The sequence below is a fragment of the Salinibacter altiplanensis genome, assembly GCF_002894645.1.
Lineage (GTDB): Bacteria > Bacteroidota > Rhodothermia > Rhodothermales > Salinibacteraceae > Salinibacter > Salinibacter altiplanensis.
In genome coordinates this window covers 209,282-222,258 of sequence record NZ_NCQY01000030.1, presented here as the reverse complement: position 1 = coordinate 222,258, position 12,977 = coordinate 209,282, and the positions used below count along the sequence as shown (strand labels likewise).

The following is a 12,977-nucleotide window of genomic DNA, read 5'->3' as shown; positions in this document are numbered from 1 at the left end:
CGCATTCTCGCGCACAGGTTCACGAACCCCCGACGCCATGCCCAACCGCCTCGCCGACGAACAGAGCCCGTACCTGCGCCAGCACAAGGACAACCCGGTCGACTGGCATCCGTGGGGCGAAGAGGCGTTTGAGAAAGCGCGCGAGAAGGACACCCCGATCTTCTTGTCGATCGGCTATTCGACCTGCCACTGGTGCCACGTGATGGAGCGGGAATCCTTTGAGGACGACGACGTGGCTGCGGTCTTGAACGACGGGTTCGTGCCGATCAAGGTGGACCGGGAGGAGCGGCCGGACGTCGACAGCATCTACATGGACGTTTGTCAGATGATGCGGGGGCAGGGGGGGTGGCCCCTCACCGTGCTCCTTACCCCTGATCGGAAGCCCTTCTTCGCGGCGACGTACCTTCCGAAAGAGGGGCGCTTTCAGCGGACGGGCCTCATGGACCTCCTGCCCCGGGTCAACCAGCTCTGGAATAGCGATGACCGAGAGAAGCTTCTCGACGACGCCGAGCAGGTCACCGACCGGCTCCGAAGCATTGCTACCGACCAGACGGACGGGGGGGCGCCCGGGCCGGCGCTCCTCGACGAGGCGGCCCAGCAGCTCTCCCAGCAATTCGATCGGACGCACGGGGGCTTTGGGTCGGCCCCGAAGTTCCCGGCCCCGCACAACCTGCTGTTCCTGCTCCGCCACTGGCACCGGACGGGCGAGCAGGAGGCGCTCGACATGGTGACCACGACGCTGGACCGAATGCGATGGGGCGGGCTCTTCGACCAGGTGGGATATGGCGTTCACCGGTATTCGACCGATCAGCAGTGGAAGCTCCCTCACTTCGAGAAGATGCTGTACGACCAGGCCATGCACGCCCTGGCCTACACGGAGGCGCATCAGGCAACCGGCACCGACCGATACAAGCGGACGGCCCGCGAGGTGCTCACGTATGTCCTCCGCGACCTTCGGGCCCCGGATGGCGGGTTCTACTCCGCCGAGGACGCCGATAGCCTAAACAAGGAGGGAGACATGGAAGAGGGGGCGTTTTACGTCTGGTCGATTGAGGACATTCGAGAGCATCTGGAGCCCGCCCTCGCGGACCTCGTGATTGACGTCTACAACATGTCTTCGGAGGGCAACTACCAGGAGGAGCGATCGGGGGAGCGGACTGGCAAGAACGTGCTGCACCGCGAACAGTCCCTCGCCGCGGCGGCCGAGCAGCGGGGGACGGACGAGGAGACCCTCCGCGATCGCCTCAACAGGGCTCGTGAAACCCTGCTCGACGTGCGAGATGATCGGTCTCGTCCCGGGCTCGACGACAAGGTGTTGACGGACTGGAACGGCCTCATGACGGCGGCGCTTGCAAAGGCCGCTCGGGTCTTCGACGAGAAGGCCTTCGAGACCGCCGCCGTCCAGACGGGGCACTTCGTGCTCGACACGATGCACGACGCGGAAGGGCGGCTGCTTCATCGGTACCGGGAGGGAGACGCCGGCATCCAGGCCACGCTCGACGACCATGCGTTTCTGACCTGGGGGCTCCTGGAGCTCTACGAGACGACGTTCGATGCCGCATGGCTCCGGGCGGCGACGGAACACATGGAGACGGCCCTGGAGCGCTTCTGGGACGCGGAGGCCGGTGGCTTCTACATGACCCCCGAAGACGGAGAGGCCTTGATCGTACGGCCCAAGGAGGCGACCGACGGCGCCCTCCCATCCGGCAACTCGGTGCAGCTGATGAACCTGCTGCGTCTGGCCCGCTTCACCGGTCGCACCGAGTTTGAGGAGCGTGCGGCGGCCCTGAGCCGGTGGGCCGGGGCGAGCGCTCGTCGTCGCCCGACCGGGTTTACAGCCCTGCTCTCGGGACTGCACTGGGCACTGGGCACCCCGCGAGAAGTCGTGGTGGTGGGGGAGGAAGGAGCGCCCGACACCGACGCTCTCCTTCGTGTCCTCCGCGGCCATTACACGCCGACCACCGTCACGCTCCATCGGCCGCCCGAGGATGCGGAGATCACGACCCTCGCCCCGTTTGTAGAGCCACAAACGCCCGTTGGAGACCAGGCGACGGCGTACGTGTGTCACGACTTTCAGTGCGAGGCGCCCGTCACGGATCCGGAGGGATTGCGGGCACAGCTTCATGCCCGTGACGACAACTGATCTGTTCGTTTGCTCTACCTCAGCGTTTCCCCTCTCATAGACCTCCTTTCTCGCCATGCGTGACGTATACATTGCCGCGGCCGTGCGAACCCCGATGGGGCGCCTCGGCGGGGCGCTTAAGAACCACTCTCCCGTTGATCTTGCCGCGCCGGTGATGCGGGCGGCGCTCGACCGTGCCGAGGTCGATGGAGGCGGGCTCGACCTGTACATCTTCGGCAATGTGCTTCGGGCGGGGCAGGGGCAGCTGGTCCCGCGCCAGGCTGCCCTCCAGGCAGGAATTCCCGACAGCGTCGATGGGTATGCCGTGGACATGGTGTGCGCCTCCAGCATGATGTCGATCATGAACGGGGCGACCATGATCAAGGCCGGAGAGGCCGACCTTATTTTGGCCGGTGGCACCGAGGCGATGTCCGACGCGGGCTTCTACCTGGACTCCGACGCACGATGGGGCTACACCTTCTCGCCGGGGGGGGAGCAGCTGCAAGACGTCATGCATCGCGACGGCCTCAGCGACCCAGAGACCGGCAACGCGATGGGGGAGCAGACCGAACGGCTCTGTGCGGAGCACGACATCGACCGGGCGGCCCTCGACGAGATTGCGGCTACCTCCCAGCAGCGCGCCGCCGAGGCGACGGAGGCAGGCCGCTTCGACGATGAGATTGCCCCGGTGGAGTACGACACGCGCTCCGGGCCCGAGACGTTGGAAACGGACGAGGGCATCCGCCCGGACACGACGGCGGACGGGCTTGCCAATTTGGGCCCAGCCTTTGCGGACGATGGCGTATTGACGGCGGGCAACAGCAGCCAAATTTCCGACGGGGCCGCGGCCGTGCTCCTCGCCAGTGCCGACGCGGTGGAGGCCCACGGCCTCACGCCCCTTGCGAAGGTGCATCGCGGCGGCTGGTCGGCCCGCGAGTCGTGGCGCTTCCCGGAGGCCCCCATCCCGGCCGTCCACAACGTGCTCGACGCGACCGATACGGCGCTGGACGACTACGACCTCTACGAAAACAACGAGGCGTTCGCGATCAACAACATCCTCTTCCACCGCGAGCTCGACGTGCCGTACGACCAGTTGAACGTGCACGGCGGGGCGATTGCGCTCGGCCATCCGATCGGGGCGTCCGGAACGCGGATCACGGTGACGCTCCTCCATGCCCTCCGGCAGCACAACGGGACGTTGGGCATGGCCTCCATCTGTCACGGAACGGGCGGGGGCGTGGCCCTGGCCATCGAACGCACGACCTAGCGGAAGGAGGGGCCTCCGGCACCCGTGTGCCGAACTGTACACAACGCTGCGGGGCTCTGAGAGGAGAGACACGACACCGAATGGGCGAAGGCGCCACGAGGGCGACTCCGTCTGAACCTACCGATTGCCAAAAACTGTTTGCTTCCGCATGGAGCCTCTTCCTGCGTCCTTCTTCGACCGGTCGACGGTGTCCGTCGCCCGAGACCTGCTCGGAGAGCGTCTCGTCCACGAGGCCCCATCTGGAGATCGCCGCGTGGGACGAATCGTAGAGACTGAAGCCTACACGGAGGACGACCCGGCCTGTCATGCGTCGCACCTCTCGCGTGACCCGAAGACCGGAGCGGTGACCGGCCAAGGGCGGGGCGAAGACCTGTTTGCCGCGCCGGGCACGGCGTACGTCTACCTCATCTACGGGGTCCACTGGCTCCTGAACGTGGTGACGGAGCCGAAGGGCACGGCCGGGGCCGTCCTGCTTCGCGCGGTGGAGCCGGAAGAGGGAATCGACGACATGCAGGCGGAGCGGGGCGTTGAGCGTAGGGTGCGTCTAACGAACGGTCCCGGCAAGCTCGCGGAGGCCTTCGAGATCGACGGTGACGCCCACACCAAGAGTTTGACGGCTCCTCCGCTGTACCTCGCCGCCGGGGAGGCCGTGGACGATGCGCAGGTCGCCCAGTCCGCACGCATCGGCATTTCCAAAGCGGTGGAGCGCCCGTGGCGCTGGTACGTGGCGGAGAACCGATTCGTCTCGCCCGCCCGCCCGAGCGGATGAGACCGTCATGTCTTCTGAACGTGAAGGGCTCGGGGCGGAATCCTCAACGGTTTTAGCCGTACACGCCCTTCCGCTAAGGTGTCCTCGCAGCCGCCCCGATGTTCAAACCTACGCGGACGTTCGCAGTGGCGCTTGGCCTGGGCCTGACGACCATTTTGAGCCCGCGGTAGACTCGCCCGTGCATTAAGGTCTCACTTGAAGCGTGCAGGCGTACACTGTCGGCCCTGAGTTTCGTACGAGTGTTCTGTTCACCTGAAATCGACTCCCCCACCACCCGATGAATCCGCATCTTCAGTCCTCCGCCGATCCGTCTCGCTCCTCCGAAGAGATTCGGCAAGACTTCCTGCAGTTTTTTCAGGCGAAGGGCCACGAGGCCGTCCCGAGTGCCTCCCTCGTGCCGGAGGGGGACGACACTCTGCTCTTCACAAATGCGGGGATGAACCAGTTTAAAGATGTCTTTCTGGGGACGGGCCAGCGTCCGTACTCGCGGGCCGTGGACACGCAGAAGTGTCTTCGCGTCTCCGGCAAACACAACGACCTGGAGGAGGTGGGGCACGACACGTACCACCACACCTTCTTTGAGATGCTGGGCAATTGGAGCTTCGGGGACTACTTCAAGGCCGAGGCGATCCGGTGGGCATGGGAGTTATTGGTGGAGCGGTGGGGCCTGGCACCGGAGCGGCTCTACGCCACGGTGCATGAAGGGGACGACGACTTTGGCGTCTCCGCCGACGCGGAGGCGTACGACCTGTGGCACGCACAGACGTCCCTGCCGGAGGAGCGGATTCTCTACGAGCCGTCGAAGGAAAACTTCTGGATGATGGGCGACACCGGGCCCTGTGGCCCGTGTTCGGAGCTGCATGTGGATCTGCGTCCCCCAGAGGCCCGACGCGAAACCCCGGGACGAGAACTGGTAAACGCCGATCACCCGCAGGTAATGGAGCTGTGGAACCTCGTCTTCATCCAGTACAACGCGCACCCCGACGGCAGCCTGGAGCCGCTCGACGACCAGCACGTGGACACGGGCATGGGCTTCGAGCGGATGGTGGCTGTGCTGCAGGGGGAAGAGTCGACCTACGACACGGACCTCTTCGCGCCGCTGCTGCAGGCCGTGGCCGATCTCTCCCCGCGTGCGAACATTCAGGGCTACGACGACCTGCACATCGACGATGACGATGAACGCGAGCAGGTGCGGATCGCTCTCCGTGTGGTGGCCGATCACATCCGCACAATCGCCTTTGCCATTTCCGATGGTGCGATGCCGAGCAACGAGGGACGAGGCTACGTCATCCGTCGTATCCTGCGCCGGGCCGTTCGCTACGGCTACCAGACCCTGGGACTGGAAGAGCCGTTTCTGCATCGCCTCGTCGACCCGCTGCTCGAAAAGATGGGCGGTCAGTTCGACGGGCTCACCGAACAACAAGAGTTTATTGAGCGGGCGATCCAGGCCGAGGAGGAGAGCTTCCTGGAGACCCTGGGCACAGGCATCGAGTTCTTCGAGCGGGTCGTGCCTCATGTCACCCGTTTTCAGGAGACGGACGGGGAAGAGACCGACGGCCTTCTTGGTGAGCTCCAACAAGACGCCCAGGCCCTGGATCTGCTCGAGAAGGCGTACGTCGATGCCGACGACTCGGGCACGGTCCTGCACCGCTTTGCCCGCACGGCCCGCGGGGGGGCGCTGCCGGGACAGATCGCGTTTCTTCTCCACGACACGTACGGGTTTCCGATCGACCTCACCCGGCTGATGGCCCGCGAGCGAGGCCTAGACGTGGACATGGAGGGGTACGAAACGCTCATGGACCGCCAGCAGGAGCGTGCCCGAGCTGCCTCCGACTTTGCGGTCGACCAGAGCAGCGTGCATGCTTGGCAGCCGGTGTCGGAGGGCGACGCGTCCGTGTTTGTTGGGTACGATCGGGACGTCGTTGACGACGCCGAAATCCGGGCCGTGCGGGGGGGAGAGGCCGATGATGCCCACCAGTACGAGGTTGAACTCAGCCACACGCCGTTCTACGCGGAGGCTGGAGGGCAGGTTGGGGATACGGGCACGCTCCACGTTGAGGGGGAGCAAGTGCGGGTGCTCGACACCCAACAGGAGGAGGAGCGCATTGTGCACACGGTGGACACCCTGCCCGAGCATCTGGAGGGATCTGTGGAAGCGAAGGTGGACACGGACCGCCGAGACCAGATTCGAGCGCACCATACCGCCACGCACCTGATGCACGCTGTGCTGCGTGAGACACTTGGGGATCACGTGCAGCAGAAAGGGTCGCTCGTGGCACCGGATCGGCTCCGGTTTGACTTCAGCCACTTCGATGCGGTCGAGGAGGATGCCCTGCGACACATCGAGCGTCGGGTCAACACCGCCATCCAGGAGAACATTCCAAAGCAGGAGGCGCGCAATGTGCCGATCGATGAGGCGATGGACCGTGGCGCGACGGCCCTGTTCGACGAGCAGTACGGCGATCGGGTGCGGGTCATCACGTTCGCCCCGGACTTCTCGATGGAGCTGTGTGGAGGCACTCACGTGGACGCCACCGGCGAGATTGGGCTCTTTCGGGTCGTGTCCGAAGGGTCTGTGGCCTCGGGCGTGCGCCGCGTGGAGGCCGTGGCCGGGAGAGCCGCGTTGGGGCACGTGGAGTCGGAGCTGGAGACGTTGACCCAAGCGCGAGGACAGTTCCGATCACTGCACACGTCCCTGCCGGAGGCCATTGCGGAGCTGCAGGAGGAACGCGACCGTCTGGAGGACGAGGTTGACCAGCTGCGCCGTGGCCAGCTCTCGGACCAGCTGGAGACCTTCATTGCCGAAAACACGACCCCTGTGGGCCAGGTGTCGGTTGTGACTGGGCGGCTCGATCGAGCGACCACGGACGACCTGCAGGAGCTGGGTCAGCAGTTCCGCGACAAGTTGGGCGAGGGGGCCGTTGGGGTTCTCGGGAGCGTAGACGAAGAGGAGGAGAAGGTACACGTGGTGGCTACGGTGGCCGACGATCTGCTCGACGAGGGCCAGTTGCGGGCCGGAGACCTTGTGGGGACGTTGGGCGACCGCCTCGGTGGCGGTGGGGGGGGGCGACCGTCTCTCGCATCGGCCGGCGGGCGCGATCCTGAGGCGCTGGACGCGGTGCTGAGTGAGGTTCCGGCCCTCGTCCGTGAGCATCTGGGATAGCCTTGGCAAGCATCTTCAGTCCGTCTGCTCCTCCTCAGAAAAATGAAGGCGGCGACAACCATTGCCGAGGGAGATGAGAGACTTGGAGGACCGTAGTGTGCGAGCTGCCCTGGCGGCCCTGTCCGACATGGGATCAAGATCCGTCCCACGTGGAGGGCGGCGATGGCCGGCGCTTGGGCTCACCTCGGAGACGTCTCCGGAGTGGACGTTCTACGGAACGCTGGATCGCCAGGGCGCACGGTCCCGAACCGCCGCGCAGTCTCCACTGCATTGGTTCCCCAAAGCTTTCTACCGCATCCTGCCGCCGTACGGATGTCGACCACGTTCGGCAGTGAGGTCGCCCCTCTCCCCAACTTCATCCTGCACCGATGACGGGTGGTGTCTCGGCTCCTGGGGCCGTGGACGAGACGGAACGAAAAGTCCTCAGTAGGTGGGGAGGTTCACATCGATTTAGCTATGATCTGTGCCCACTAGGGGGAACGTGTTCCTGAACTCCGATGTACGTCACCATCGTCACTCACGGTGGGGTGGCAGAGCCTGGTCGAATGCACCGGTCTCGAAAACCGGAGGGCCCTCGCGGGTCCCGGGGGTTCGAATCCCTCCCCCACCGCTTTGGCAACCACAGCCCCTTGGCATCTGCTGAGGGGCTTTTTGTGTGACCTGGACCGCCAGAGTGCTCCGGCGGTGGATTCACAGTTCTGCACCCAGGCTCCTCCACTGTCTCGAAGCGTGCCCTACGTGGACGGCTAGTCCGTCTCATTGCACGGATGAGAAAACCGTTTCCTCCTGTCCCTCGGCCGGTGCAAAGTCAAGGTTGGCATCGAAAATTGTAAGGTAGAAAACGGTGCACAGCGGACAATCAGGCGTGTGTTGATCACTTCTCCGTCGTAGCGCTTTGCGAGTGTTTCCGCCCTTCGCTGGTTGACTGCTCGCACCAGGGTGATGACTCTGCAGTGTCCCTGGCCTGTCCGATCGATGAGGGTCCGAACAGCCTCTTCGTCGTCGTGTGGTGTGAAGAACGAGGCGGTGTCTCCCCTGACGAAGTAGGTCTCGACTTCGTAGTCGGTCGAGTCGGATGCGGTCTCCAGTGTGTCCAAAACCTGCCCGTTGGCGACTGGTGGAATGAGAGCAGCGACAAGTAAGACGACGACAGTTCGCATCAGTGGGCTGGTGGTCGAACGGTGGATGGAAGGTACAGAGCAACACTGTGCCGTCGGGGAAAGTGTTGCACCAAGGCGGTGGTCCCTTTTCACGGCCGACACTGGTTGCACGCCCCACAGGCATAGAGGCTGAGCGTCCGCTGACGCCAAAGAGGTCCTTCGACTTCGCTCTGCTCCGTTCAGGATGACCTCTGCTCAGAATTTTTGCCGTGTAGTGTGGTTTCGAATACGCTTCTGTGCAGACCACGAGTGGCATGTCCCCCTGGAGGTGAATGGTCCCAATCCGCGACCCATGAAACTACACATAGACACACACAGGCGCCGTTCTGGGCCCCTGTGATCGCCGTTCGCCATCGTAGGTTCAGGGCTATCACGGAGAACCTACGGCGTGCATGAAGCTTGCCGTGGTTGCCCAAGCCGTGCGCTTCGTGCCGTCCCCGCACTGTCTACCTACAGTCTGCGAAGACGCCTGTTTTTAATGCCGTTATTGCAAAATAAAAACTGCTTGATATGATAAAAGTACGCGAACGAGGACTTTGCGTGCGGCGGCTGGCTCGTCTGTGCTTTTTAGTTTGAGAGGGGCTGAAAATCACTTCCAGGTCCATCTGTGACGGTCGTCTGGGCGGTCGTCCACCGCGCCCGCAGGCAACAACCCATTGGCCTTGCCTTGGATAGGCTGCAAAGTGCCTTCCACTCAGACACAAAGCAAGGAAGAGGCGACCGAGGGAGAACGTCTCGCAGTTGCTCTACGATGGCACGTTTGCCCAGTAACACATTTCATTCTCCATCCCCTTGGTCTTGATGAAAAACGCTCGTCCAAAGACCGTACAGATCTTTCTTCCGGTTCGATGAGGTGGGCGACGACGCGAGCAAGCCTCCGGCGTACATTGGGGAGGCCAAGAACTGCCTGCAGCGCATTGCTGGTCACCGTCGGCAGAAAGACTTCTGGACGACAGCCGTTCCCATCACGTCCAAAACCCGTAGTTTTACGAAAGCCCACGCCCGGCGTCTGGAATACGACTGCATCCACACGGCACAGGAGGCTCAGCGCTTTTGACTCCAGAACACGCAGACGCCCGCTGCCCCTCAGTTCGAGGGCTAAGGAGCGTAGGTGGCGGCTGCTTGGCTGGCAAGGGCGGGCTCATTGGTGGAAACCACGTCGACCCCCTGATTGAACAGCCGGTGGTACACGATGAGTCCCTGGTTTCGTGCCTGACGATCCGTTTCCCCGAAGGTCCCAACCGCTATGGGAACTCCGTTCTCCGAAAAGACCTCGGCGGGGCCGTCGGCAACCTCTCCAATTCCCACCCATCCAAGTAGGCGCGACGGGTCGATCCGCTGAACCAGAGCGCTGGCGTCCTCCCGTGTTTCCGCCGACGCCGAGAGGACGAGGTCCGGCAGACGTTGGTGGTACCACTTTGCGTCTTCTAGCGTGTAGGTGATGACCAGTGCTTGGTCCAGGGCGTCCTGCCGCTGGAGAGCCGCAGCCACCCGAGAGCGGGGCACATGTTCTTTGATGTCAAGCTGGAGAACGGCCCGGCCTTCCGCCCAGGCCAGCGCCTCCGAGAGCGTCGGAACCTCGAATCGAGTCGGGGTTCCGGTGTTGGTCACGAGCTGCACGGACCGTATCTCCTTTAGGGTTTGGGCCTGGACGGCGCCGCGCCCTGTTGTTGTGCGGGTGAGCGTATCGTCGTGCATCAGCACGAGCACGCTGTCTTTGGTCATTCGCACATCAATTTCCAGGAGGACTGGGCCCTGTGTAAGGGCGTGCCCGAAGGTTTGGAGTGCGTTTTCGGGAAAGCCTGCGTCTGGGCCGCCTCGGTGAGCGCTGACCAGCGGATTCGGGGACGAACGGAGATATGCCGCGAGGCGATCAGCGCGCTGAAAGGCCCGGTAGTGCTCCGCTGTAGGGGGGGCAACTGCCTGGCCGGCTGTTTCCGACTGGGTGCCCTGGCAACCGGTCAGGGCTAGGGTGCCAAAAACACACGTACAAAGGAGAATCCATGGGGAACAGGGGCGATGGAAATGCCTCACAGTTTGCGTCGAGTCGCATTTGAGAAATCACTCGCAGGCCCTGCACCGGATGGCACATGTAGCTCTGTCGGGGCCTGTCCACAGCCATTGCTTGGGCGCGGACAGGCGGCATGGGCGTGTGGCTGAACGGGAGGCAGCTTCCTTCGTCGGACCTGCACCAACCCGCCGAGCGCTGCCCCCACCTTGGACGGCAGCATCGGGGCAGGTCTCCCCGTTCGGGACAAAAGCTTTACGCTCCACCGTGCACAGGGGGGAGACGTGTTCGTTAGCGGCGAGGAATCTGCACGTCGGGGGCGGGCCGTGTCGTGACGGTGGGGCGTTGCTGTAGCCATCGCACGTAGCCGAATGACTGGTCGGGGGTCAGGGAGACCGGCAGGGTCTCGTCCAGCACAACCGGGCCGGCCGCCATGAGCGTGTCCGCGAGGCCCTGAGCAGGCCCCTCGGCCTCCAGGCACAAGGTCCAGGCGGTGTTCCCTGCAGCCTCGACCGTAGTCAGCTCCGCATCGAGGGTCGCCGGGGGCGTCGTGGGAAGGGCATCCGTAAGGGCAGGCTGTTCGTCTGGGGCGAACGAGCGTTGGTGACGCGTCTTCTCCACGGGCACCCACAGATCGGTGGGGTCGTCGTCCCACAGGGCCGAGGATGGGCCTGCCAGGTCCAGCGTCCACTTTCCCCACTGCTCGCACCGCCCGCTTGCCGCATCGCTGAAGGTGGTGCTGAGTGGGCCGGCGAGGCGACGTTTAATCTGAATCTGGTCGTCCCGCATCTTCAGGTTGAGCGCTGGGTCTTCGGCGGGCAAATAAAGGTCCGTCTGGGTTGAGGTCTCTGCCGATCCCGAAGAGGTGAACCATTCTTGAAGGGCACCAGGGAGGGGCGCTGGGCCAAACCAGCGGGCTTCGAGGGTGACGGTCATCGGGCAAATGGGGAAATGAGAAGGGCTGTGACGGGCTTGGGCTGCAAGGGGAAGGAGAAGAGAAGACACGAGCACCGGTCTCCTTGTTTCGGAGCAACACGATGCCCCCTCACTGCAGTTCGGCTCACTGCCCGAAGTTGAACACGAGCTCCCCACGACCACGTCGACCTCATCATTCAGAGAGGGAATGTTTTGGACTGGTCGAACGAATTTGTCATGCCCTTCCCGTTCAGCCAAGAAATTCAGGGTCCGAGCGGCGAGAGGGTGTCTCGCGTGGGATTGGAAGTGGACCCCAATTTCGCTTTGTCCATGTGCTAGAATTTGACCTGCAAACTGGCACTGCCATTCGAGCTGAGTGAGGGAACGTGCAATGCGGAGAGGGCCAGTGCGGAGAGGGCCAGGGTCCCCAATGGGTCTTCAGCGCGACTGAACGAACCTGCACGCGAAGCCGGCGTTACCTTTGGCACATTGACTGTTCATCAGTCTACCTTGCCTGTATGGAAACGCTCCGCTGCAAGACGTGTGGATGTGAAAGTCTGCGTCCGATGCAGGTCGTGTTCGAAGAAGAGGATCAATTTGATAACCTGCTCGGCGAGGAGCAAGAATCTCGGTTTTACAGTTGTCAGGTCTGTGGCGACAATTGGCTGTCGGTGAAAGAGAGGACCGCCGACGGCGAGTGCACCATCACCTTCGTCCATCAGATGGAGACGTCTCCGGTTCTCAAGCGTGTGGCTCACATGTCGAACGCGGTCGTCATCTCTGACGAGAGCGTCGATGAGTGGGAGTATTTCAAGGGAGACGAGCCTGTGGAGGAGTCCGAATGGGAATCACTTCTTTCGGACCGACGTGATACGCTCAAGGCCACATGCATGAATTAGGGGCTCCTGGCGTGCCGTGCCACGCTACTTCCGGATCCGTCTGGCGTCGAGCCCAGGGCCGTCGGTCCTGGGCTTTTCTCGTCCTGGGCTCTTCTCAGGGTCGGGAGGACTACGCGGGGCTGAGGGTGCTGTCGATCGCCTCCGTAAGGTCGTCACGGGTAAACGGTTTACTGACGTATTCGTCAAAGCCCTTCTCAAGAAAGTCTTCGCGGTCTCCCGGCATGGCATAGGCCGTGAGCGCGATCGCGGGGACCTGAGCCATGCCGTCCCGTTCCCGGATCAGGTGAAGCAGGTCCGTTCCTGTCTGGTCCTCACTCAGATTGATGTCGAGCAGCAAAACCTCAAACGAGCTCGCCTCCACGGCGGATAGGGCTGCCTCGACGCCGGGCACCACTTCAGTTTCGTACGACTCCTTCAAGAGATGCTCCAACAACGGCTGGGTTTCCGAGTTGTCTTCTACGGCCAAAATGTGAGGGTTCTCCGGTGAAGGCATAGATCAAAGGGTGGGGGTGAGAGAACCAAGAAAAACGAGGGCTGGAAGGCACTTCTTAACAGGCCTCGGTCCGTGCTACTACAGGCAAAGCGACGGCTAGAAGCAAAAAAGTCAATGCGCGCACGGATCCTGAGATCCAGCCGGACTTCGTTTAGATCAACCATCATGCCAGGCTTCAACG

The 12,977-nt window shown here is 63.2% G+C and carries 8 protein-coding genes and 1 tRNA gene; 6 read left to right on the top strand and 3 right to left on the bottom strand.

Features of this window, described 5'->3' with window-relative positions:
* The first annotated feature begins 37 nt into the window (after nt 1-37).
* The 5 genes from B7R93_RS12970 (at nt 38) to B7R93_RS12950 (ending at nt 7,931) form a co-directional block, all read left to right on the top strand.
* Nucleotides 38-2,143, top strand: coding sequence for a thioredoxin domain-containing protein (locus tag B7R93_RS12970; protein WP_103021177.1), 2,106 nt, complete (start codon nt 38-40; stop codon nt 2,141-2,143).
* A gap of 55 nt (nt 2,144-2,198) precedes the next feature.
* Entirely contained in the window at nt 2,199-3,389 is a 1,191-nt protein-coding gene (locus tag B7R93_RS12965; RefSeq protein WP_103021176.1) for a thiolase family protein, read from the top strand.
* A 148-nt stretch (nt 3,390-3,537) separates the two neighbouring features.
* Nucleotides 3,538-4,158, top strand: coding sequence for a DNA-3-methyladenine glycosylase (locus B7R93_RS12960; protein WP_103021175.1), 621 nt, complete (start codon nt 3,538-3,540; stop codon nt 4,156-4,158).
* Between the two features lie 277 nt (nt 4,159-4,435).
* Nucleotides 4,436-7,321, top strand: a complete 2,886-nt coding sequence (gene alaS, locus B7R93_RS12955) for an alanine--tRNA ligase (RefSeq protein ID WP_103021174.1) — start codon at nt 4,436-4,438, stop codon at nt 7,319-7,321.
* Between the two features lie 521 nt (nt 7,322-7,842).
* A tRNA-Ser gene (locus tag B7R93_RS12950) sits at nt 7,843-7,931 on the top strand.
* A 1,648-nt stretch (nt 7,932-9,579) separates the two neighbouring features.
* Here the strand turns inward: B7R93_RS12950 and B7R93_RS12935 are convergent.
* Both B7R93_RS12935 and B7R93_RS12930 read right to left on the bottom strand, forming a co-directional pair.
* Nucleotides 9,580-10,515 carry a glycerophosphodiester phosphodiesterase family protein gene (locus tag B7R93_RS12935; RefSeq protein ID WP_103021172.1) on the bottom strand — a complete coding sequence of 312 codons (936 nt, stop codon included), beginning with the start codon at nt 10,513-10,515 and terminating at the stop codon, nt 9,580-9,582.
* Between the two features lie 265 nt (nt 10,516-10,780).
* Nucleotides 10,781-11,425, bottom strand: a complete 645-nt coding sequence (locus B7R93_RS12930) for a hypothetical protein (protein WP_103021171.1) — start codon at nt 11,423-11,425, stop codon at nt 10,781-10,783.
* Between the two features lie 545 nt (nt 11,426-11,970).
* Between B7R93_RS12930 and B7R93_RS12925 the strand changes: the two genes are divergently transcribed.
* The gene (locus B7R93_RS12925) at nt 11,971-12,303 is read left to right on the top strand and encodes a hypothetical protein (RefSeq protein WP_232798425.1); all 333 of its coding nucleotides are present in this window, start codon (nt 11,971-11,973) and stop codon (nt 12,301-12,303) included.
* Nucleotides 12,304-12,412: 109 nt separating this feature from the next.
* On the opposite strand, the gene B7R93_RS12920 is transcribed toward B7R93_RS12925, so the two are convergent.
* On the bottom strand, nt 12,413-12,796 hold the full coding sequence (locus B7R93_RS12920) for a response regulator (protein WP_103021169.1): 384 nt from the start codon (nt 12,794-12,796) through the stop codon (nt 12,413-12,415).
* Nucleotides 12,797-12,977 lie beyond the last annotated feature (181 nt).